The organism is Streptomyces niphimycinicus (assembly GCF_018883605.1).
GTDB lineage: Bacteria > Actinomycetota > Actinomycetes > Streptomycetales > Streptomycetaceae > Streptomyces > Streptomyces niphimycinicus.
In genome coordinates this window covers 1-19295 of record NZ_JAHLEM010000125.1, presented here as the reverse complement: position 1 = coordinate 19295, position 19295 = coordinate 1, and the positions used below count along the sequence as shown (strand labels likewise).

At 72.9% G+C, this 19295-nt stretch carries 17 protein-coding genes and 1 pseudogene; all 18 read left to right on the top strand.

Annotation, left to right across the window (positions count from 1 at the left end):
• Window positions 1–16 precede the first annotated feature (16 nt).
• Window positions 17–415, top strand: a pseudogene (locus KN815_RS52145) (aldehyde dehydrogenase family protein); the annotation flags it as partial.
• Window positions 416–477: 62 nt separating this feature from the next.
• The gene (locus tag KN815_RS52140; RefSeq protein ID WP_216342203.1) at window positions 478–915 is read left to right on the top strand and encodes an aldehyde dehydrogenase family protein; all 438 of its coding nucleotides are present in this window, start codon (window positions 478–480) and stop codon (window positions 913–915) included.
• Window positions 815–1360 (top strand): nucleoside 2-deoxyribosyltransferase, encoded by a 546-nt coding sequence (locus KN815_RS13910; protein ID WP_216342201.1) that lies wholly within the window; start codon window positions 815–817, stop codon window positions 1358–1360. Before KN815_RS52140 ends, KN815_RS13910 begins: the two co-directional genes overlap by 101 nt.
• Window positions 1357–2250, top strand: a complete 894-nt coding sequence (locus KN815_RS13905) for a beta/alpha barrel domain-containing protein (RefSeq protein ID WP_216342199.1) — start codon at window positions 1357–1359, stop codon at window positions 2248–2250. Before KN815_RS13910 ends, KN815_RS13905 begins: the two co-directional genes overlap by 4 nt.
• A gap of 10 nt (window positions 2251–2260) precedes the next feature.
• Window positions 2261–3082, top strand: a complete 822-nt coding sequence (locus KN815_RS13900) for a creatininase family protein (protein ID WP_216342197.1) — start codon at window positions 2261–2263, stop codon at window positions 3080–3082.
• A gap of 47 nt (window positions 3083–3129) precedes the next feature.
• Window positions 3130–4263 carry a hypothetical protein gene (locus KN815_RS13895; RefSeq protein ID WP_216342195.1) on the top strand — a complete coding sequence of 378 codons (1134 nt, stop codon included), beginning with the start codon at window positions 3130–3132 and terminating at the stop codon, window positions 4261–4263.
• Between the two features lie 48 nt (window positions 4264–4311).
• Entirely contained in the window at window positions 4312–5616 is a 1305-nt protein-coding gene (locus KN815_RS13890) for a nucleotide sugar dehydrogenase (protein ID WP_216342193.1), read from the top strand.
• Window positions 5609–6592, top strand: coding sequence for an NAD-dependent epimerase/dehydratase family protein (locus KN815_RS13885; protein ID WP_216342191.1), 984 nt, complete (start codon window positions 5609–5611; stop codon window positions 6590–6592). The genes KN815_RS13890 and KN815_RS13885 overlap by 8 nt, the downstream gene beginning before the upstream one ends.
• Window positions 6589–7671, top strand: a complete 1083-nt coding sequence (locus KN815_RS13880; RefSeq protein WP_216342189.1) for a glycosyltransferase family 4 protein — start codon at window positions 6589–6591, stop codon at window positions 7669–7671. The genes KN815_RS13885 and KN815_RS13880 overlap by 4 nt, the downstream gene beginning before the upstream one ends.
• Window positions 7668–8432, top strand: a complete 765-nt coding sequence (locus KN815_RS13875; protein ID WP_216342188.1) for a nucleotidyltransferase family protein — start codon at window positions 7668–7670, stop codon at window positions 8430–8432. The genes KN815_RS13880 and KN815_RS13875 overlap by 4 nt, the downstream gene beginning before the upstream one ends.
• Window positions 8429–9580 carry a DegT/DnrJ/EryC1/StrS family aminotransferase gene (locus tag KN815_RS13870; RefSeq protein WP_216342186.1) on the top strand — a complete coding sequence of 384 codons (1152 nt, stop codon included), beginning with the start codon at window positions 8429–8431 and terminating at the stop codon, window positions 9578–9580. Before KN815_RS13875 ends, KN815_RS13870 begins: the two co-directional genes overlap by 4 nt.
• Window positions 9562–11484: a beta-galactosidase trimerization domain-containing protein gene (locus KN815_RS13865; RefSeq protein WP_216342184.1), complete on the top strand. Its 1923-nt coding sequence runs from the start codon at window positions 9562–9564 to the stop codon at window positions 11482–11484. Before KN815_RS13870 ends, KN815_RS13865 begins: the two co-directional genes overlap by 19 nt.
• The gene (locus tag KN815_RS13860; protein WP_216342182.1) at window positions 11481–12386 is read left to right on the top strand and encodes an amidohydrolase family protein; all 906 of its coding nucleotides are present in this window, start codon (window positions 11481–11483) and stop codon (window positions 12384–12386) included. The genes KN815_RS13865 and KN815_RS13860 overlap by 4 nt, the downstream gene beginning before the upstream one ends.
• Before the next feature lie 6 nt (window positions 12387–12392).
• A complete protein-coding gene (locus KN815_RS13855; protein ID WP_216342180.1) occupies window positions 12393–13199 on the top strand; it encodes a class I SAM-dependent methyltransferase in 807 nt (268 codons plus the stop codon).
• Between the two features lie 23 nt (window positions 13200–13222).
• Window positions 13223–14560, top strand: coding sequence for a condensation domain-containing protein (locus KN815_RS13850; RefSeq protein WP_216342179.1), 1338 nt, complete (start codon window positions 13223–13225; stop codon window positions 14558–14560).
• Window positions 14557–15603, top strand: a complete 1047-nt coding sequence (locus tag KN815_RS13845; protein WP_216342177.1) for an alcohol dehydrogenase family protein — start codon at window positions 14557–14559, stop codon at window positions 15601–15603. Before KN815_RS13850 ends, KN815_RS13845 begins: the two co-directional genes overlap by 4 nt.
• Window positions 15600–18824 carry a non-ribosomal peptide synthetase gene (locus KN815_RS13840; RefSeq protein ID WP_216342175.1) on the top strand — a complete coding sequence of 1075 codons (3225 nt, stop codon included), beginning with the start codon at window positions 15600–15602 and terminating at the stop codon, window positions 18822–18824. The genes KN815_RS13845 and KN815_RS13840 overlap by 4 nt, the downstream gene beginning before the upstream one ends.
• A 58-nt stretch (window positions 18825–18882) precedes the next feature.
• The gene (locus KN815_RS13835) at window positions 18883–19248 is read left to right on the top strand and encodes an acyl carrier protein (protein ID WP_216342173.1); all 366 of its coding nucleotides are present in this window, start codon (window positions 18883–18885) and stop codon (window positions 19246–19248) included.
• Window positions 19249–19295 lie beyond the last annotated feature (47 nt).

Here is a 19295-nt window from a genome sequence, read left to right as displayed (position 1 = left end):
CTATGGACCGGCGCCGGTGGAGAACCCCGCGCTCGGCGAGGTGTTCGCCCACGCCCCGGGACGCACGCCCGAGCAGCTCGATGCGGTGCTGGACGACGCGGCCCGCGCCTTCCCGGGGTGGGCGGCGACTCCGTTCGACGCCCGCCTGCCCGTCGGCGCCTTCGCGGTCGTGGGCGGCGGCACGGAGCTGGGCGCCCGGCTCACCGTCCACCCCGCGGTCCGGCTGGTGTCCTTCACGGGCTCGGTCGACACCGGACGCGCCATCGTCCGGCAGGCCGCGGCCGACCTCAAGCGGATCGTGCTGGAACTCGGCGGGAACGACCCGGCCGTCGTCCTGCCCGGGGCGGACGTCGGTGCGGTCGCGCGGGAGTCGTCCGCCCGGTCCATGACGAACAGAGGGCAGTTCTGCGCCGCGGTCAAACGCGTCTACGTGCACCGCACCCAGCGTCGCCGCCTCACCGAGGCCATGGCCGACCTGTGGCGGGCGCCGCCGTGGTGGGCGACGGCCTCGATCCGGCCACCGAGTACGGTCCGCTGGTCAGCCGCGCCCAGCGGGACCGTGTCGCGGGCATGGTGGACGAGGCCGTACGCGCCGGGGCCCACGTCCTGGCCGGTGGCCGTGTCCTCGACCGGCCCGGTCACTTCTATCCGCCCACCGTCGCCACCGACCTCCCCTCGCGCAGCCGCCTCGAGGAGGAGCAGTTCGGTCCGGTCGTCCGGGTCATCGCCTACGACGACCCGCGGGAGGCGATCGACCGCACACGCGGCTCAACGTGCACCACATCGCGCTTCGTCAAGCAGATCGGGAGATGTCATGAGGGACACCACAGCGGTCGGCGTCGACGGGACGGAGGGCGTCGATCTGACCGGAGTCAGTGTTTTCGTCGGCGGTCCTATCCAGCACGCCATCCGTGACGACGGTTTCCACCAGCCGTTGCGGCATGCGATCCGGGACGTCATCGACGCGGTCGCGGCGGTGAACGGCACGGTCTTCTCCGCCCATGTCGCCGAGAAGTTCGGTGTGGACACCGCCCTGTTCTCGCCGGAGCAGGTCAGTGTGCGGGACTTCGACTGGATGCGTCGTTGTGACGTGTTCGTGCCGGTGCTGCCGGTGGACGCCGCCGGTGAGCTGATGCGCACCGACGGCACCCATGTGGAACTCGGCTGGGCCTCCGCGCTGGGCAGGCCCATCGTCGTCGTCACGCCGTTGCCCATGGCGCCCAACGCCAGCCATCTGCTGCGCGGGCTGCCCTCCGTGGGCGACGTGACGGTGTTCGACCTGACCGAGGCCCGTGCTCACCCCGCCGAGCTGCTCCGGGTACTCGACAAGGTGGGCCGAGAGGTCGTGATGTCGGAGTGAGCGGCACCGCGGAGACATTGGGACTGCGTCTGTCCTCCCCGGTCGTGGTGGGCTCCGGTCTGCTCACCGACCAGGAAGGCAACATTCGCCGGCTCCTTCAGGACGGGGCCGGCGCCGTGGTCACCAAGACCATCCATCCCGCCCCCGGCCCCACGGGCAACGAACGTCTGCTGCGTCTGCCCACCGGCATGCTCAACAGCACCACGTACTCCCGCCGCTCGGTCGACGGCTGGTGCGCGATGCTCCGCCGGTTCGCCGACGACGGGCTGCCGGTGATCACCTCCGTGCACGCTGACTCACCGGCCCAGCTCGCCGAACTGGCCGACCGGGTGACACAGGCGGGCAGCCCCGCTCTGGAACTGGGCATCTCCTGCCTGAACGAGGACGGCGGGCTGGAGGACACTCCCGAGCGCGTCGCCGCCTACACCGACGCGGTGCGCCGCCGCACGCCGGTGCCGTTCAGCGTCAAGCTGGCGGCCGGGGAGCGGCTGCGCGAGCGTGTCGAGGCGGCCGTTGCCTGTGGCGCGGACGCCGTCACCCTCAGCGACACCATCGCCGGGCTGGCCGTCGACGCCGACACCGGTGAGGTGCGCCTCGGGGGGGCGTTCGGCTATTCGGGGCCCGGGATCAAGCCGCTGGTGCTCGCCGGGATCTTCGGTCTGCGCCGCGCCGGGGTGACGGTGCCGGTGATGGCCAGCGGCGGGGTCGAGAGCGCCGAGGACGTGGCGGAGTACCTGAGCGTGGGCGCCGACGTCGTCCAGGTCTACACGGCGTTGCACCGGAACCTGCATGCCACGCTGCGCGCCATTCGCCAGGGCTTCGACGACTGGCTGGGCGCACACGGCGGCACGGTCGCGGATCTGGTCGGACGCAGTGTCAAGAGGTCATGAGGGGAGAACGATGCGGCAGCGCACCACGAACGTACCCCGTTACGGAGATCTGACCAGTCCGGAGGTACCGCGGGCCATGCGCGGTGCCACCTTGGTGTGGCCGGTGGGAGGGCTGGAACAGCACGGCCCCCACCTCCCGCTCTCGGTCGACATGGACATCCCCGACGCGCTGGCCCGGCAGGTGGCCGCGGAGGTCGGTGGGCTGCTGCTGCCCGGTCAGCCGGTGTCGGCCAGGTCGCTGCCGCAGAGCGGCGGCGGGCTGTACTTCCCGGGCACCGTACACCTGGGCGGCGCCACGTTCATCACGTATCTCACCGACTGTCTGACGGCGTTGTCGCGCCTCCGTCCGGGGCGGCTCGTCGTGATCAACGGCCACTACGAGAACGAGGGCCTGCTCTTCGAGGCGATCGACGGGTGCCTGCCGAGCACCGTGTTCCCGGACACCGAGGTGGTCGCGTTCAGTTGGTGGAGCCTGGTCACCGAGGAATGGCTCGGCGAGCACATCCCGTACTTCCCCGGCTGGCACGCGGAGCATGCGGGCCTGACCGAGACGAGCCTGATGATGTATCTGCGCCCCGACGCGGTGCGCCCGGAGCGCCCCAGCCACGCCTCGCCGCCGCCCGCGGGCGTATACCGGCACCCTGTCGACGTCGAGGAGATCTCCAACCAGGGAGTGCTGTCCTCCGCCACCGGCGCCTCGGCCGAGCTGGGGGAGCGCCTCTTCTGGCACCTGGTCGACGGCATCGTCGAACTGCTCGGCAAACCCGCCCGGGACACCGCCGGGCAGGCCGCCGCACCCACCGGCCCCGAGCACGTCGCCCCTTCCCCGTGAGCAGGACCGCACCCGTGCACCGCGCGCCTTCGACCAGAGGAGAACCCATGCGCCTGCCTCCCCACGAACGCGACGAGTTCGAAGCCCGTCTGGAGAGCCTCTTCGGGGACAAGCTGCGCCCGGTGGAGGAGTCCTTCGACGCCATCCAGCTCTTCAAGGACGGGTCGTTCGCGATGGGGCATCTGGGGCTGATGCTGTACACCAACGGCTACAACCTGCGCGGCACCAGCACCCGCCACCCCAACGGTCTGGTCTACCACGACGGCGAGAACCTCTTCGGCGTCGGCTATTTCAGCAAGGAGGACGCCCCGGCGAAGCACCTGCACATCGTCGCGCCGAAAGGCGCGGGGAAGGTGGCGGCCGTCACCTCCTTCATCGCCGCCGTCCGCGAGGCAGGTCTGGCCCGCACGTCGGTGTACGTCCGTCATCTGCCGCCCGAGGACCACGCCGCCTTCCTGGACGCCGGCTTCGCGCCGGTGACCAAGGATCCGTGGCATCCGGTCGCACCCGAGGAGGACGAGACGCATCCCAACCGCGTCTACTACCTGGACACGATCCTCCACGAGCAGCCGGACGGTGGCCTGCACGTGCGCAACCTCCCGGGTGAGGAGCACCGCCGGTACAAGAGCAAGAACCGCCTGGCCTTCCGCCGGTTCGAGAACTTCCTCCAGCGCAACGACCACCTGGAGTTCCGCATCCGCCCGTACGGCTACACGGAGTCGGAGGCCCGCAAGGCGCGGGCCGTCGTGGAGGGCTACTTCGAGGCCCGCCGTGAGCAGGGCACCCTGGTCGGCTCCACCCCCGAGGACTATCACGCGCTGGTCACCCAGCGTCCGGGCGGGCAGAACGAACAGGACTACTTCGCCTACCTCGGCGGTCTCTTCCTTCCGGACGGCGAGGAGATCCCGGTGCTGTTCTTCGCCGGTGAGCGCACCGGCCCGCGCAGGGCCTCGCTGTACTGCACGATGACGATGCGTTTCCCTGAGCGGCTGACCGGCGTCCTGAAGGATTCCACTGGTTTCACCGCAATTCCCCAGTACGTCTGGCTCACCGTGTTCCAGAAGATGTGGCGGCACGGCATCCGTGAGGTCGACGCGGGCGGATCCGAGGTGAAGGGACTCGACGACCAGAAACGGCAGCTCGGCGGTCAGGCCGAGAAGACCCACTGGGTCGTCGGCTGACTACCGCCGGCCCACCTTCCCACCCGCCGCATCCAAGGGGTTATGTCAATGCCATCGAGCAGGCTGTACGAGGACTACGACGTGTCTGTCGTCGGACTGGGCTACGTCGGCGTCACACTGGCCGCCGCGCTGCTCACCACGGGCAGAAGGGTGCTCGGCTACGAGACCGATCCGGCGGTGGCGCGGGAACTGGCCCGCGGCCGGCTCCAGGTGGCCGAGCCGGGCGTCGAGGAGGCGATCCGGGACGGTGTCGAAAGCGGTGCCTTCACCGTCACAGGTGACCTCGGCGGGCGGACGCTGCCGCCGGTCGTGATCATCTGCGTCGGCACGCCCATCGAGGCCGGCGGCACCGCACCGGACCTGAGCCATCTGCGGGCCGCCACCGAGGCGATCGCGGGGGGCATCGGCGACGGCACTCTGGTCATCGTGCGCAGCACCGTCCCGGTGGGCACCTCGCGCGGGCTGGTCCTGCCCATCCTGCGCCGTACGGCGCCCGAGCCGCTGATCGCCTACTGCCCGGAGCGCACCATCCAGGGGCAGGCGCTGGCGGAGCTGCTGTCCCTGCCGCAGATCGTCGGCGGTCTGAGCGACGAGGCCGGCAAGCGGGCGGCGGAGTTCTTCTCCTCCGTCACCGACCAGGTGGTGCCGGTTTCCTCGCCGGAGGCCGCCGAACTGGTCAAGCTGATCTGCAACTGCCACACCGACCTGATCTACGGCTTCGGCAACGAGGTCGCGCTCCTCACCGAGGAACTCGGACTGGACGCGATGGAGGTCATCGACTCCGCCAACCTGGGCTATCCGCGGCCCACGGTGCACAAGCCGGGTTTCGTCGGGGGCAGTTGCCTGACCAAGGATCCGTATCTGCTCGCTCACTCGGTCGCCGCGCGCGGCCACACACCGACGATGATCACCGCGGCGCGCAGCCTCAACGAGTCCATGCCGCGCAGGGTCGGCGAACGCGTCCTGGCCGCGCTGCGGGAGCGGGGCCAGGACCCGGCCGAGGCGAGGATCCTGCTGTCGGGCTTCGCCTACAAGGGCCGCCCGGAGACCGACGACCTGCGCGGAGCCCCCTACGAGCGTCTGCTGCCGTTCCTCCGGGAGCACGTCGCGGAGATCGTCGGCCATGACTTCGTGGTGCCGCAGTCGCGCATCGAGGCGCAGGGCGTCCGCGCGGTCGGCCTGACCGAGGGCTTCACCGGCGCCCACGCGGCCATCCTCCTCAACGACCACCCCCGCTACGGCGACATCGACGCCGCGGACCTGGTGGCGCGGATGGCGGAGCCGGCCGTGGTCTACGACACCTGGCGGGTCCTGCCGCCCTCGACGAAGGCGATGAGGCTCGGCCATGCGTAAGAAGATCCTGATCACCGGAGGCGCCGGCTTCATCGGCCTGCACCTGGCCCGCCGACTGGCCGCCACCTGCGACGTCACCCTGCTCGACGACTTCAGCAGGGGCCGCTCCGACGCCGCGCTGTCCGACCTGCTCGGCGGCGTCGAGCTGGTCGAGCACGATCTGACCACGCCCGTGCCCGACGGGCTGCTCGCCGACGACTTCACGGAGGTCTACCACCTGGCCGCCGTGGTCGGGGTCGCTTACTCCAACGACAACCCCCGGCGGGTGCTGCGCACCAACCTGCTCACCACCGTCCACCTCCTGGACTGGCTCGCGGGCCGGAGCGGCGCCACCCTCTGCTTCGCCTCGTCCAGCGAGGCGTACGCGGGCAGTGTGGAGGCCGACCTCGCCGACGTGCCCACCGCCGAGGACGTGCCGCTGATGCTGCCCGATCCGACGGTGGCCCGCTCCTCCTACGGCTTCAGCAAGATCGCGGGGGAGGTGCTGTGCCGCACCTACGCGCGCGCCCACGGCTTCCCGCTGCGCATGGTGCGTTTCCACAACGTCTACGGCCCCCGCATGGGCTACGACCACGTGATCCCGCAGTTCGTCGAGCGGCTGCTCAGCGGTGTCGACCCCTTCGCGATTCACGGCGCCGATCAGACCCGGGCCTTCTGCTACGTCGACGACGCCGTCGACGCGATCACCGCGCTGACCGCCCTGCCGACGAAGGAGCCGCTGCTCGTCAACGTCGGCAACGACCAGGAGGAGATCCCCATCAGGGAGCTGGCCCGGATGGTCTTCGACACCCTGGAGCGCCACCCGGCCATCGACGTCCACCCGGCGCCCCCGCTGTCTCCGCAGCGGCGCCTGCCCGACATCACCCGCCTGCGCAGACTGACCGGCTACCGCCCCGCGGTGCGCCTGGACGAGGGGCTGCGCCGCACCTGTGCCTGGTACGCACAGGACATCGCGGCCCGGGGAACCGGAGCGTGAGCGGCGTGCGCGTACGGTACGTCCACCGCGGCTACTTCCCGGCGCGGGCCGGCGCCGAGCTGATGACGCAGTACCTGGCGGCGTCGATGAGCCGGCTCGGCTGGGATGCCGGGGTCTACGCGGGCCCGATCGACCAGGACACCGCACGGTTCATGCGGGCCACGGGGGTGAACGTGCAACCGTTCCCGGCCACTCCCGACGACACCGACCCGGCGGACCTGGTCCACGCCGTCGACGCCTACCGTCCGCAGGACCTGGCGGCCGGTCTGCGACTGGCACGGGCCTGGGACGTGCCGTTCGCCGTCACGCCCGCCTCCGCGCCCGAGGTCTGGCCGGACCGGGCGGCCGTGCTCGACGTGTGCCGGCGCGCGGACGCGGTCTTCGCGCTGTCCGGTGCGGAACGCGACATGCTGCGCAGCGCCGGTGCGCGGGGGCCGACGCTGCACATCGTCGGCCAGGGGCCGCACCTGCCAGGCACCCCGGATCCCGCCGGGTTCCGCCGCGAGCACGGCATCGAGGGGCCCATGGTGCTCTTCCTCGGCCGCAAGATGCGCTCCAAGGGCTACGTCACGCTCCTGGAGGCGACCCGGTACATCTGGCAGGACCATCCGAGGACCTCCTTCGTCTTCATGGGGCCCCGCTGGGACGAGGACTGCGCACAGCGGTTCGCCGAGTACGCCGACCCCCGCATCGTCGAGATCGGTCTGGCCGACGAGGACGCCAAGCACAGTGCGCTCGCTGCCTGCGAACTGGTGTGTGTGCCCTCCACCGTCGACCTCTTCCCTCTCGTCTACGTGGAGGCGTGGGCCTGCGGCAAACCCGTTGTCGCCTCCACCTTCCTCGGCAGCGAGGAGGTCATCACCCCCGGACGGGACGGCCTGCTCGCCCAGCCCGCCGCCCGGCCCGTCGCCGAGGCGGTCAGCCGGCTCCTGGCCCGGCCCGCGGAGCGCCGCGCCATGGGACGGCACGGCCACGACAGGGTGCGCCGTGAACTCGGCTGGGACGCGGTCGCCGACCGGGTCCACACCGTCTACCGCAAGCTGATCGCCGCCCGGAACCAAACGGAGAAGGCCCGATGAGAGCAGTGATACTGGCCGGAGGTGAGGGCCGTCGGCTACGGCCCGCCACCCTGACCGTCCCCAAACCGCTCATGCCGCTGGACGGCATACCGATCCTGCACATCATCCTGACGCAGCTCAAGGGCGCGGGTTTCACCCATGTGACGCTCTCCCTCGGCTACCGGGCCCACATGATCAGGGCCAGTTTCGGCGGTAACCGGTGGTCGGGTCTGGAGCTGGACTTCTCGCTGGAGCAGGAGCCGCTGGGCACCGCCGGTCCGCTCGCGCTGCTGCCGCCGTTCGAGGACTCCACCCTGGTGATGAACGCCGACCTGCTCACCGACATCGACTTCGCCGACCTGTGGAGCCGGCACAAGAAGTCGCAGGCCGCGGCCACGATCGCGCTCAGCCGCCAGGACATCGACATCGCGCACGGCGTGGTGGAACTCGACGACGAACGGCGCGTGACCGACTTCCGTGAGAAGCCGCGGCTGAGCTTCCTGGCCAGCGGGGGCATCTACGTCCTCGAACCGTCCCTGCTGCGGTTCGTGCCGCCCCGGGGGCGGCACGACATGCCCGCCCTGCTCGACCGGGCCCGCGCGGACGGTGAGCGCATCGAGGGCTATGTCATCGAAGGCGACTGGCGGGACATCGGCACCCCCGAGCAACTCGACCTCGCCACCGCGACGTTCCGCGCCGACCGGGCCCGCTACCTGGACCGGCGTGCCGCGGCCGAGCTGTACGCGGCCACCAGCGCGTCGACGGGGGCGGTGGGCGGATGACGGCCTTCGACATCCCACTGTACCGTCCGGCGTTCGGGCCGGCCGAGATCGAGGCGGTCACCGAGGTGCTGCGCTCGGGCTGGCTGTCGGCCGGGCCCGTGACCGAGGACTTCGAGGGCAAGTTCGCCGCCGCGCTCGGCGTCGAGTCCTGTGTCGCCGTCAGCAGCGGCACCGCCGCCCTGCATCTGGCGGTGCTGGCTCTGGGCCTCGGACCGGGCGACGAGGTGGTGCTGCCCTCGCTGAACTTCGTGTCGGCCGCCGCGACCGTCGCCCTGTGCGGTGCCACGCCGGTGTTCGCCGATGTCACCGGCGCGCACGACCTGTGTATCGACCCCCAGGACGCTGCCCGCCGCATCACCTCGCGCACCCGGGCGATCGTCGCGATGCACTACGGCGGTCATGCCGCCGACCTGACGGCGCTGGCCCGGCTGGCCCACGCCCACGGGCTGGCCCTGATCGAGGACTGCGCGCACGCCCCCGTCACGGACTCGGCGCACGGGATGCTGGGCACGGTCGGTGACATCGGCTGCTACAGCTTCTTCGCCACCAAGAACGTGGCCATGGGCGAGGGCGGCATGGTCGTCGCCCGCGATCCCGCCCTGCGCGAGCGCGTCCGGCGGCTGCGCTCGCACGCCCTGACCGTCAGCGCTCAGCAGCGCCACCGCGGCGGGCCCTCCGGGTACGACGTGGACGCGCTGGGCCTCAACTACCGGCCCACGGAAATCGCCTGCGCCGTCGGACGCGTCCAGCTCGACGCCCTGCCGACCGCGCAGGCCCGCCGCCGGGACGCCGTCCGCGCCTACCGCGAGCAGTTGGCCGGGCTGCCCGGACTGACCATGCCGTTCGCCGACCGGCCGGTGCAGGAGGGTGCCCACCATCTCCTCGCGATGGTGCTGCCTCCGGGGACCGACCGTGAGGTGTTCCAGGACCGGCTGCGCGCGGCGCGGGTCCAAAGCGGTGTGCACTATCCGCCCACCCACCTGTTCACCGCCTATCGGGAGCGTTACGGCCTCGGTCCGGGACAACTGCCCGTGACCGAGGATGTGACGGCGCGTCAGCTCTCACTGCCGCTGTACCCGGGCCTGGGCGCGGCGGAGGTCGGACGGATCGTGGAGGAGGTGAGCCGCGCATGGCAGCCGGCGCCGTGAGTGACGGCCGTGTCACGCTCGTCGACGGTGTCCCGCACCGCGACGGGCGGCCCTTCTTCAGCGTCGGCGTCAACTACCATCCCTCGCCCACCGGGTGCGACTACTGGCGGGAGTGGGACGGCGCCCGCATCGACGACGACTTCGGCCGGATGGCCGCGGCGGGCATCGGCACCGTGCGGTTCTTCGTCTTCTGGGCCGACTTCGAACCCGAGGAGGGCGGCTACGACTCCGTGATGACGGACCGGCTGCGGGAGCTGGCCGGGGCCGCCGGCCGGCACGGTCTGTCCTGTCTTCCCTCCCTGCTCACCATCTGGATGAACGGCCAGCGGTTCGACCCGCCGTGGCGGAGCGGCCGGGACCTGTGGCGCGACGCGGAGCTGCTCGAACGCCAGCGGGCGTTCGTCCGGCACATCGCTACCGCGCTGCGGGACGCGCCCAACGTCCTGGCGTACGACCTCGGGGACGAGGTCATCCACGTCGACTCCGCGTCGTCCGCGACGCTGGGCGCCGACGAGGTCCGCGCGTGGTGGGGGACGCTCGCGGACGCGATCCGCGCCGCCGACCCACAGGCTGTGGTCCTACAGGCCAACGAGGCGTCCGCGGTCCTCGGCGGCCACGCCTTCCGCCCGGAACGCGCCGGGCCGCTGGACCTGGTGGGGCTGCACGGGTTCCCGGTGTGGACGCCGTTCCACATCGAGTCCGTCGCCGCCCGCAAGGCCACCGCGTTCGTGCCCTATCTCGTGCGGCGCGGCAGTGCCCACCGCCCCGTGTACGTCGACGAGCTGGGCAGCTACGGCTGCGACGAGGCGACGGCCGCGGGCTATCTGCGGGCCGCGGCGCACTCCGCCTTCGCGGCCGGAGCCGTCGGCACGGCCGTGTGGTGCTGGCAGGACTTCACCACCGACCGCAAGCCGTACGCCCTGCGGCCGAACGAGCGGCGCGTGGGGCTGATGGCCGCGGACGGCCGCGAGAAGCCCGCGCTGGCCGAGTACCGCGCGTTCGCGCGGCGCGTCACCGGCGAGCTGGCCGGGTTCCGGCCGCTGCCCGCACCGGTGGGCGTCTTCGTCCCCGAGGGCGAACCCGGGGACGACGCCGGCTATCTGACGCCGTCGGGAAGCGACGCGCCCGCCGCCTTCTACGCCCATCTGCTGCTCCAGCAGACCCACCTGCCCTACGAGTTCACCCACCGCACCGCACGGCTGGAGCGCCACGCCCTGGTGATCTGCCCGTCGGTGCGGCAGCTCTCGCTGCCCGAGCGGCGCCGCCTGGAGCGGTACGTCACCTCCGGCGGCGTCCTGCTCTACTCCACCGGCAGCCTGCTGGACGGCGCCGGCGACGAGGAGTTGTTCGGCATCCGTATCCGCGACTTCACGCTGGCCGCCGACACCCACGCCGACTTCACCTGGGCGGGCGTACGGTACCCGCTGCGCTGGGAACCCGGTCCCGTCCCGGTGATCGACGCGGTCGATGCCGAGGTGCTGGCCGCGTTCGCCGACGGCTCGCCGGCGCTGACCCGCAGGCGCCTGGGCGAGGGCGTCGTCCACTACCTCAACGCCCCGCTGGAGGCCCAGCTCAACGCCCCCTACCGCCTACAGGAGGCGGCCTGGCACCGGCTGTACGCGGCGGTCGCCGAGGCGGCGGGCGTGCACGCGCCGCTGACCGCCGACGACCCGGCCGTGGAGACCACCGTGCTCGGACGCGGTGACGAGCGCTGCGGTGTGGTGGTCAATCATGCTCCCGAGCCGGTGCGCACGACCGTACGGCGCCGGTCCGCGGACGGTACCCAGCAGGCCACCGAGCGGTTGCGGCTGGAGGCCAAGGGCGTGCGCCTGCTGTTCTGGCAGGCCGGGGCCGCCGCGTGGGCCTCCGGTCACCGGGAACGGCCCGAGGAGCGGCAGGCATGATCATCGACGCGCATGTGCACGCCGGGGAGTACTACCGCCACTACTCGGCCCGGTTCGCGCAGGAGATGACCGCCACCACAGACAGGCCGCCGGAGGCGCTGTCCGCTCCGGAGGAGAAGCTGCTCGCCGAGATGGACGCCGCGGGCGTCGACCGGGTCGTCCTGCTCGCCTTCGACGTACGGCGGGTGGAGGGGTTCTCGGTACCGAACGAGTTCGTCGCCGAGCTGTGTGCCCGCCACCCCGACCGGCTCACCGGCTTCGCCTCCGTGGACGCGGGCACGCCGGGCGCGGCCGGGCGGCTGCGCCACGCGGTGAGCGGACTGGGACTGCGCGGGCTGAAGACCGCCCCCTGCTACCAGCATATGTCCCCGGCGGACCGCCGCTGGTACGACGTCTACGAGACCGCCGAGGACCTCGGCATACCGGTGCTGATACACACCGGGTACACGCCCTCCCGCAACGCGGACCCCCGCTACTTCTCCCCGCTGCTGGTGGAGCAGGTGGCCAAGGACTTCCCCGGCCTGACCGTGATCCTCGCCCACCTCGGCACCCCCTGGACCCGGCAGTGCGTGGACCTGCTCGCCCGGTATCCCCGCCTGTACGCGGACCTGTCCATCTTCGGCTCCTACCAGCCGCCCGCGACCGTGGCCTCGGCTCTGGCGCACGCCCGCGACAGCGGCGTCCTGGACCGCCTCATGTGGGCGACCGACTTCCCCTTCGCCTCCATGACCGAATCCGTAACCCGTATGGCGAGGCTGGCCGAGGATCCCGGCCCGTGGCCGCCGGGCAGCGCTCCGCTCTCGCCGCAGGAGTACCGGCTCCTGATGGGCGGTACGGCGCGGCGGCTGCTGGCCGCCGCCCGTCCGCGCCACCACCACCGTCCGTCCGAACCGATGACTTGAGGTGCGATGACCTTCGTCCACGGCTACGAGTTCGACGCCATGTCGCGTCGCCCCCTGTACGGCGACGTGACCCAGCGTCTCGTCGACATCTGCGAGGCACCCGCCCGCGGCGTCGTCGCCGATGTCGGCTGCGGCTCCGGCCTCGCCACCGAACTGCTCCTCGCCCGCTCCGCGCACGTCGGCGCCATCGTCGGCATCGACCCCTCGAGGCACGAACTGGCCATCGCCCGCGCCCGGCTGCGCGACCCCAAGGTGAGCTTCGTCCACGGGCGCGCCCAGGATGTCGAGTCGCTGACCGGGCCCGTGGACGTCGCCGTTCTCAGCAACGTGATGCACCAGATACCGGCGGCGGAGCGCGGCGCCGTGGTGGAGGGCTGTCACCGGCTGCTCGCGCCGGGCGGGCGCTGCGCCCTGAACACCTTGTTCTACGAGGGGGCCGTGCTGCCGCGGACCCGGCCCTTCTACGCCCAGTGGCTGCGGGCCACGCGGGAGGTCCTGCGCGAGGCCGGCAGCGACCTCGTGCTCGCCCGGAGCAGGCCGGTGGCGATGGAGACGCTCACCCCGGCCCAGCACGAGGAGCTGTTCGCCGCGGCGGGGTTCTCCCGGATCAAGTCCGAGGAGGCCGTGTACGCCTGGACGCTGGAGGACTGGGAGGCCCTGTGCCGGTACTCGGTGTTCGTCGAGGGCGCCACCGGGATCGACGACCCGGCCCTCGGTTCCGAGGCCCTCACCCGGGGCCTGCGGGCCACCTTCGAGCGGCTGGAGCTGACCGAGGTGCCGCGCCGCTGGCTCTTCGTGTGGGGCGACAAATAACCGGGGACCGCGGGGGGCCGCGCATGGACAGCACTGCCGCGACGCCGCGGCGCGCGGCGCCGTGGGACGGCGTCGACCTGCCCCTGTCCTACGCCCAGCAGGGCATGTGGTTCCTGGAGCGGCGGGCCGGCCGGACCAGGTACGCCGACCCCATGACGTTCCGCCTCGTCGGCGAGCTGGACGCGACGGCGCTGCGGGAGAGCATCGAGGAACTCGTCCGCCGCCACGAGGCGCTGCGCACCAGCTTCCCCGTCGTCGACGGCCGGCCCGTGCAGCGGGTGGCCCCGCACACCGCGGTGCCGCTGCCCCTGACCGACCTGGCCGCGCTGCCCGCGGCGCAGCGCGAGGACACCGCCGCCCGGTTCCTGGCCGAGGATCAGCGCCGCCCGTTCGACCTGGCCGACGGGCCCCTGGTGCGGGCGGCGCTGCTCAGGCTGGCACCGCGCGAGCACATCGTGCGGATCACCCTGCACCACCTGGTCTCCGACGCCTGGTCGTGGTGGGCGGTGCTGCTGCGGGAGCTGGAACGGCTTTACACCGCACGACTGTACGGGCGCCCCTCGCCCCTGCCGCCCGTGCGAACCCAGTACGGGGCCTTCGTGCGCTGGCAGCACGACTGGCTCGCGGGGGCGGTGTACGCCGAGCACCTCGCTCACTGGAAACGGGCGCTGGCGGACGTGACCCCGCTGCCGCCGCTCGCCCTGGCCCGCCCCGCGGCGCCCAGGGACGAACGGCCCCCGCGGACCCGGTGGCTGACCTTCCCGCAGCCCCTGTACGACCGGCTGCGGGTCGTCGCCCGGCGCGAGCGGGTCACCCTGTTCATGCTGCTGTTCGCCGCGTTCACCCGGGTGCTGCGCCGGTACGTGGACACCGACGACCTTCTCGTCGCCACCCGCGGCGGGTTCCGTACCCGGGCCGAGTTCGAGAAGGCCGTCGGCTTCTTCGTCAACCTGCTGCCCGTACGGACCAGGGTGCCGGAGCATGTGGAGTTCCGTGACCTTCTGCACCAGGTCCGCCGCAACCTGCTGGGGGTGTACGCCCACCGGGACGTGCCCTTCGAGCGGCTCACCGCCGACCTGGGGCTGTGGCGGCCCGGGTTCCGGCCGGCGATCAGTGTGTGCGTCTCCTTCCAGACCACGCCGGAGGTGCCGCCCGCCCTGGAAGGGCTCGACGTCACACCCATCGACCACGATCCGTTCTCGCCCTACCCCCTGGACCTCGGCTTCTACGAGGACGCGGGCGCGCTGCGCGCCCTGCTGACCCATCACCCCGGCCAGTACGACGACGCCGCCGCCGGGTGTCTGCTCGACGACCTGCACCAGATGCTCGAGGCCGTCTGCCGCGAACCGGAGGAGACATGAGAGCGCTGAAGTGGCACGGAACACGCCAGGTGGCACTCGCCGACGACGTGCCCGTGCCCCGGATCGAGGACCCCGGGGACGCCGTCGTCCGCGTCGTGCGCAGCGCGATCTGCGGCACCGACCTGCACCCGTACCGCGGGGAGATCGCCGGGTTCACGCCGGGCACGGTCACCGGTCACGAGTTCACCGGCGTGGTGGAGGCCGTCGGGCCCGCGGTGCGCGGCCTGCGGACCGGCGAGCGGGTCGTGGCGTCGGACATCATCGCCTGCGGCCACTGCCGGTCCTGTCGCAGCGGCCGGCACTACCAGTGCGACCGGGTCGGCCTGTTCGGCTACGACACCGTGGTGGGCACCCGGGCGTACGCCGGAGGGCACGCCGAGTACGTGCGGGTGCCCTTCGCCGATGTCGTGCTGTTCCCGATCCCCGACGACGTGGACGACGAGCGGGCCCTGTTCATCGGCGACGTCCTCGCCACCGGCTACGCGTGCGCCGTGGGCGCCGGGGTTCGCCCCGGGGACACGGTCGCCGTGGTGGGCTGCGGCCCCGTGGGCCTGCTGGCCCTGGAGGCCGCCTGGACGCTGGGCGCGGCCCGGATCCTCGCCGTCGATGTGCTGCCGAGCCGGCTCGAACGGGCCGCCGAACGCGGCGCCCACCCCGTGCCCGGCGGGCCCCACACCGCCCGGGAGATCGCCGGCCTGACCGACGGGCGCGGCGCGGACGCCGTCCTGGAGGCCGTTGGCACGGACGCCGCGCTGCTGACCGCGCTGGACGTGGTCCGGCCGCGCGGGGCGGTGTGCGCCGTGGGCGCCCACGCCTCCGAGGCCATGCCCATGCCGACCCGGCTGGCGTTCGCCAAGGAGGTCACGCTGCGCTTCGCCGTCGGCGACCCGATCAGCGATGGGGAGCCGCTGATGAACCTGGTGCGCGGCGGCCGTATCGATCCCACGGTCGTCGTCACGCACCGGATGCCGCTGTCCGAGGCCCCGGAGGCGTTCCGGCTGTTCGACTCCGGGGCCGCCGGCAAGGTGGTGCTGATCCCGTGAGCACCTCCACGACCGCCCCCGCGGTGGCCGGGGAGGCGGCCCGCCGGGAGGAATGCGCCCACGAACCAGTGGAGCGGCACGCCCGCGGCACACCGGACGCGCCCGCCCTGCTCTGCGGCGACCGGCGGCTGAGCTACGCGGAACTCGACCGCCGCGCCTCCTGGCTGGCCGCACGCCTGCGCCGCCTCGGCGTGGGCCCGGACGTGCCCGTGGGACTGCACCTGAGCCGTTCCGTCGACCTGGCCGTGGCGGTACTCGCCGTGCTCAAGTCCGGCGGGGCATGCCTTCCCCTGGACCCCGCCCATCCGCGCAAGCGGCTGGCGCTCGCCCTGGAGGGCAGCGCCGCACCGGTTGTCCTGGCTCAGCGGCGGCCGGCCTTCGACGCCACGGCGTACCCGGGCACCGTCCTGTGCCTGGACGACATGGACGAGGACCTGAAACAGGCGGCCGGGGACCTGGAGGACGCGAGCGGGGTGCGGCTCCCGCCGTCCGCCGCGCCCCGCCCCCAGAACCTGGCGTGGATCGCCTACACCTCCGGGTCGACGGGAACGCCCAAGGGCGTGGCGCTCGCGCACGGTCCGCTCGCCAACCTGGCCCGGCAGATCGGGCACCGCCTCGGCATGGGGCCGGGCGAACGCGTCCTGCAGTTCGCCTCCATCGGCTTCTCCGTGGCCGCCGAGGAGATGCTCGCCACCTGGGCCGCCGGGGCGTGCCTGGTCATCGATCCGGACGAGGCGCTCGCCGACAGCGCCCGCCTGACCGCCGTCGTGGAGCGGTACGGCGTCACCGTCCTGCAACTGACCCCGGCGTACTGGTACGAATGGCTGCGGGAACTGGACCAGGACGGCACACCGCGCCCGCCCGCCTCGCTGCGGCTGCTCGTCGTGGGCAGCGAGCAGGTCGCCGTCCACCGCGTCGCCGACTGGCTGCCCACCGGGGTGCGCCTGGTGCAGGAGTACGGCGCGACGGAGGGCACGGTCTCCCAACTGCTGTACGAGGCGCCCGGCGACGCCGAGCAGGTGAGGACCTGGCCCCGGCTGCCCGTCGGGACGCCGCTGGCCGGTGTGCAGGTGCGGGTGCTCGACGAGCGTCTGCGCCCGGTCCCGGACGGCCGGATCGGCGAACTGTACCTCGCCGGGGACTGCCTGGCGCGCGGATACCTGGGCCAGTCGGCGATGACCGCGCAGCGCTTCCTGCCCGACCCGTACGCCGGCCGTCCGGGCGCCCGGATGTACCGTACCGGCGACCTGGCGCGCCGCCGGGACGACGGCGTGCTGGAGTTCCACGGCCGCGCCGACCACCAGATCAAGGTCCACGGCGTACGCATCGAGCCCGGCGAGGTCGAGTCGGCGATCGGCCGGTACCCGGGGGTTGCCGCGAGCGCCGTCTTCGCGCGTACGACGGCATCCGGAACGGCCCGGTTGTGGGCCTGTGTCGTCTGGGAGGGCGGCCAGGATCCAGCGGGCCTGCGCGCCCACCTTGCGGCCGTTCTGCCCCGGGCGCTGGTGCCGGCCCGCCTGTGCCCGGTGCCGGACCTTCCGCTGAACCCCAACGGCAAGGTGGACCGCCGTGCCTTGCCGCATCTGCCCCTGGCCGAGGAGACGGACCCGCCGCCCGGCACCGCGCCGGGTACCGCGCTGGAGGCGGCCGTCGCCGGAGTCTGCGCGCTGGCCCTCGGCGTCCCGCGCGTCGGTGTCGACGACGACGTCTTCGCGCTGGGCGGTGACTCCCTGACGGCCACCCGCATCGCGGCCGGTCTGCGCGAGGCGCTCGCCCTCGACGTACGCCAGCGCACCGTGTTCGACGCGCCGACGGCGCGGGCGCTGGCCCGGATGGCGGGGGAACTGCGGCGCACGCGCGGTGCCGAGGGCCCGGCGGATGCCGGGGCGGGCCCTGGGACCGGTGTGCGGGGCGGCGCGGACAGGGAACCGGAACGCGCGCCCCTGACCTCCTCGCAGCTCCGCATGTGGCTCCAGTACCGGATGGAGCCGGCCGGCGCCGCCTACAACGAGCCGGTGGTGCTGCGCCTTCGGGGCGACCTCCGGCCGGCCGCCCTGGAGCGGGCGCTGCGGCAGGTTGTACGGCGGCACGGGGCGCTGCGCGTCACCATCGGCACCGAGGGCGGGCAGCCGGTGCAGCGCGTGGCACCGCCGGGCGCGGACGCCTTCACGCTGCGGATCGGCGACCTGTCCGGCGCTTCGTCACCGGAGGTGGACCGGGTCCTGGCGGAACGGGCCACCGCCCCCTTCGACCTGGCACGCGGGCCGCTGCTGCGCGCGGACCTGCTGCGCGTGGGCCCGGCCGAGCACGTCCTGGCGCTGGTCTTCCACCACATCGTCTTCGATGGCTGGTCGATCGACGTGCTCTTCCGGGAACTGTCGGAGCTGTACCGCCAGGCCGTGACCGGCGCGCCGGCCCACCTGCCGCGGTTGCCGGTCTCCTACGCCGAGTACGCCCGGCGGCACGGCAGGCCGGACCCGGCCGGGACGGACGGGCAGCTCGCCTACTGGAAGCGGGCGCTGGAGGGAGCCCCGGCCCGAACGGTGCTCGCGCCCACGCGTGACGCGGCGGGCCCGCGCTCCGCGGGACTGGCGTGTGCGCTGTGCGTCGGCTCCGGCGTCGCGCAGCGCCTGCGCGAGCTGGCCGCGGCCGAGCGCGCCACGGCGTACACCGTGCTGCTCGCCGGCTTCCTGGTGCTCGTGCACCGCGAGAGCGGGGCCCGTGACCTGGTCGTCGGCTCGCTGGTGTCCGGTCGGGACCATCCGGAGACCGCCGGGATGATCGGGCTGTTCACCAACACGGTGGCGTTGCGGGTGCGCCTCACACCGGGTATGACGTTCCGTCAGATGGTGTGCCGGGTCCGGGAGGTCGTGCACGGGGCGCTGGAGCACCAGGACGTGCCCTTCGACCGCGTCGTGCGGGAACTGAAGCCGGTCCGCGAGCGGCGGCGCACCCCGCTGTTCCAGATGATGTTCTCCTACGGCGGCCTCTCGGCGCGCGCACCCGACCTGACCGGGCTGGACGTGCGGCCCGTGCGGGTCGAGACCCGCACGGCGAAGTTCGACGCCACAGTCGTCCTCGAGGAGGCCGCGGACGGCGGCTTCACGGGCGTCCTGGAGTACGACCTCGCCCGCTACGACGAGGCCACCGCCGGCCGTCTCACCGCGGCGTTCACCGCGCTGCTCGCCGCGCTGGCCGAGGATCCCGATGCCGCACTGTGAGACGGGGCCCGGCCCCGTTCGCGGCGACCGCTTCCCTACCGCAATCCATGGAGGAACTGTGAAGGACAACATGGCCGATCCCACGTCCCTGGTCTCCGCCCCCCGGACGGACCCCAGGACCCCGCACCAGCCGGGCGACGCGGCAGCGGCGGCGGAGGTGGTGCGCAGCATCTGGGCGGAGGTGCTGGAGGTGGACGTCGAGTCGATCGACGTGCACCGCGGCGACTTCTTCGAACTGGGCGGCTACTCGTTGCTCGCCCTACAGGCCATCGGCAGGATCCTGGCGCAGTACGGGGTCGGCGAGGTCGAGTCGGTGGAGTGGGAGGGAGAACTCCTCAACCGCCTCTTCGAGAACGCCACCCCCCTCGCCCAGGCCGAGTTCCTGGCGGAGCGGGGCTACGGCAGGCCGGGCCGGGCCCGCTGAGCCGCGTCGCCCGAGCCGGCCGGGGCGCCGGACGCCCCGGCCGGGCT